The following is a 3,084-nucleotide window of genomic DNA, read 5'->3' on the forward strand; positions in this document are numbered from 1 at the left end:
GTGCAACTCATCTCGTTGAGCCGCAATTTGAAGCCGGCCGCCGACTTGATGGTGGCGAGCGTATTGCCCCTGGCGACGTAGTCCTTCAGCGCCTTGTCGATGTCGGCGTCGTCGACCAGCCCGTAGACGATGTTGTTCTGCGACCGGCTGAGGCCGCCGGGTGCGACGGAGACGGCGCTCCTGGCCAGGAATTTTTCATCGATGACCAGCCGGCCATGGTCGAGGTCGTAGATGTTGCGGTCGGTCAGCAGCCATTTGGCGAAAGACGGCTTGTCGGCCAGCACGGTGGCGCGGTCGATCTGGTTTTCCATCTTCGCTTCATAGAAGCTGGCCGTCGCCGGATCCCATTTGAAGATCTTCAGCAGGTATTCGGCATGACCGCCGAAATCGCGCCGCGTCGAGGCAGACAGGCGCAGCACCTGCATGTTGAGTTCGAGTCGCATGATCTGGGACGAATTGAGCATGGCGCCCGACAGCGGCCCCTCGTCGGAGCGCAGCCAGGCGGCAAGCTGGTCGGGCGGCAGGTCCTTTTTTCCGGCTGCCAGCCAGCGCTGGGCAATATCGGCGCAGGACACATCGGTGGCGCCTGGCAGGTCCTTGGAGGCGCGCGCTTGTGCCTGCCTGGGTTTGGCGTTGAACACCAGGCTCATGGTCAACGGCAGCCGCGAGGAAATGCGCTGGCCCGCCTTTCCCTTCACCGGCTTTTCAGCGATCGAATAGTGGAAGCGGTAGATCAGCCGGATCTCGCCGCATTCGGTGTGGCCGAGATAGCCGCGGTCCATGCGGTTGACAACGCCGGTGAGGTCCAGCGTCGAGCCGTCGTCGTCGATGTATTTTGGATTGAATTTCTGGCTGGTGTCCTTCGATCTGGCCATGTCGGCGACATAGGGGTCCGGACTGGTCTTCGGCTCGTCGGCGATCTGCTGCTTGACTGTGTCGCGCACTGTCGCCAAAGCCGGTACCGAGAACAGACCGCGATTGTCGACCTCGCGGGTCAGGCCGAGCGCTGGCCCCAGCAGGCGGCTGATCGACAGTCCGCCGCGTTCCAATGCCTGCAAGGTGGCGGGGTCGGTGACGGCAACGCTGGAATCGAGCGTCACCGCGCCGGCTACCGGCGTGCCGAGGCAAAACAACGCCGCAATCAGCGACAGGAACGAACCGATCGTCTTCAAGCCCAATACATCCCCCATCCACGAGCAATGCTACAGGCCTTGCGCACTCTCGGCCAGAGCGGTGAGGCCGTCATGCCAGAACCGCCGCGGTCTGGAAAAATGCTGTGACTTGGAGCAACCATTGAGATAGTTGTTTGTTGGGTCGAGCCCCGCAACAACGGGGAAGTTTGCAGCGCGAGGAGTTGCCATGCTCTGGAGAGGCCGTCGTCAGAGTGACAATATCGAGGACGACCGCAGCGGCGGTGGCGGGCTCGGCGGCGGCGGTGGCCAGTTCCGCATTCCGATCGGCGGCCGCACCGGTGGCGGCGGCAGCATCTTCCTTGTCATCCTGGTGGTGCTGGCCGGATGGTATTTCGGCTTCGATCCGTCGACGATCCTGGGTGGCGGCGGACTGGCGCCGGGCGGCGGCGGCCAGATTACCGAGGACAGCGGCTCTGCTACGCCGGCCAATGATGAGATGAAGCAGTTCGTGGCGACCGTTCTGGCCGAGACCGAGGACACGTGGACCGGCATCTTCAAATCGCAGGGGCTGACATATGAGGACCCGAAGCTGGTGCTGTTCAGCGGCCAGATCCGTTCGGCCTGCGGCTCGGCATCGTCGGCCGCCGGGCCGTTCTATTGTCCGGGCGACCACAAGGTCTATCTCGATACAACCTTCTTCCAGCAACTCGACCAGCAGTTCGGCGCCTCTGGCGACTTCGCCCAAGCCTATGTGATCGCGCACGAGGTAGGCCACCACGTGCAGAACTTGACGGGCATTATGTCCAAGTTCAACCAGATGCGGCAAGGCATGGACCAGGCGGAGGCCAACCAGATGTCGGTGCGCATCGAGCTGCAAGCCGACTGCTTCGCCGGGGTGTGGGCGCATTTCACCGGGCAGAAGGGCATCTTGGAGCAGGGCGATTTCGAAGAGGCGCTCAATGCTGCCCAAAAGATCGGCGACGACACGCTGCAGAAGAAGACGCAGGGCTATGTCGTGCCGGAAAGCTTCAACCACGGCACCTCGCAGCAGCGGCAGACCTGGCTGGCGCGTGGTTACAAGAGCGGCAAGCTGTCGGATTGCAACACGCTGAGTGGGCCGATCTGACCAGGCCGTTTTCAAGCTTCACCTGCCGGCGATGTTGCCGTCAGGGGGTGTCAGGATGAACGCATCCTGATTGTTCCCTTATTGTTCCTTGCCGCGGGCTCGCCTATAAGTGCGTCCGCCTGCGCCTGAGGGCGAGCAGAGGAGCTTGATCCTGCATGATCGACCCCAAAACCGCCAGACGGGGCCTTGCGCTCGTCTTCACAACGCTGCTGCTCGACATTATCGGCTTCGGCATGATCATGCCGGTGCTGCCGGCCTATCTCCGGGAATTGACCGGGGTCAGCATCAGCGGCGCGGCGATCGAAGGCGGCTGGCTGTTCTTCGTCTATGCGGCGATGCAGTTCGTCTTCGCGCCGATCATGGGTGGCTTGAGCGACCGGTTCGGGCGGCGGCCGATCTTGCTCGCATCAGTGCTGACCTTCTCCATCGACAATCTGATCTGCGCGGTCGCCTGGTCCTACCCGATGCTGTTCATCGGGCGTGTGCTGGCCGGCATTTCAGGCGCCAGCTATTCGACGACTTCAGCCTTCATCGCGGATATCTCGAACGATGAGAACCGGGCAAAGAATTTCGGCCTGCTCGGTATCGCGTTTGGCGTCGGCTTCGTCATCGGGACGGTTCTGGGCGGGCTGCTCGGCACGTTCGGGCCGCGCGTGCCATTCTATTTCGCCGCCGGGCTCGCCTTCGTGAATTTCCTCATTGCGTTGTTTTTCCTCCCGGAAACGCTCGATGACAAGCATCGCCGCCGCTTCGAGTGGAAACGCGCCAACCCGGTCGGCACGTTGCTGCAGATGCGCCAATATCAAGGCATCGGCTGGATCGGGC

General features: G+C 62.5%; 2 protein-coding genes and 1 pseudogene. 2 read left to right on the forward strand and 1 reads right to left on the reverse strand.

Annotated elements, in window-relative coordinates; genetic code table 11:
- Window positions 1–1,172: pseudogene (locus EN749_RS33305) on the reverse strand (hypothetical protein); the annotation flags it as partial.
- Between the two features lie 187 nt (window positions 1,173–1,359).
- On the opposite strand from EN749_RS33305, the gene EN749_RS33310 reads away from it, so the two are divergent.
- Window positions 1,360–2,259, forward strand: coding sequence for a neutral zinc metallopeptidase (locus tag EN749_RS33310; protein ID WP_128364757.1), 900 nt, complete (start codon window positions 1,360–1,362; stop codon window positions 2,257–2,259).
- 155 nt (window positions 2,260–2,414) lie between these two features.
- Window positions 2,415–3,084, forward strand: a 670-nt coding sequence (locus EN749_RS33315; RefSeq protein ID WP_145991116.1) for an MFS transporter, incomplete at its 3' end; no start/stop codon positions are given.

It is taken from the genome of Mesorhizobium sp. M7A.F.Ca.ET.027.02.1.1 (assembly GCF_004022985.1).
Lineage (GTDB): Bacteria > Pseudomonadota > Alphaproteobacteria > Rhizobiales > Rhizobiaceae > Mesorhizobium.

Bases quoted from the DNA above. Each gene is read 5' to 3' on its own strand.
- EN749_RS33310 (WP_128364757.1), top strand. From the start codon at position 1,360: ATGCTCTGGAGAGGCCGTCGTCAGAGTGACAATATCGAGGACGACCGC.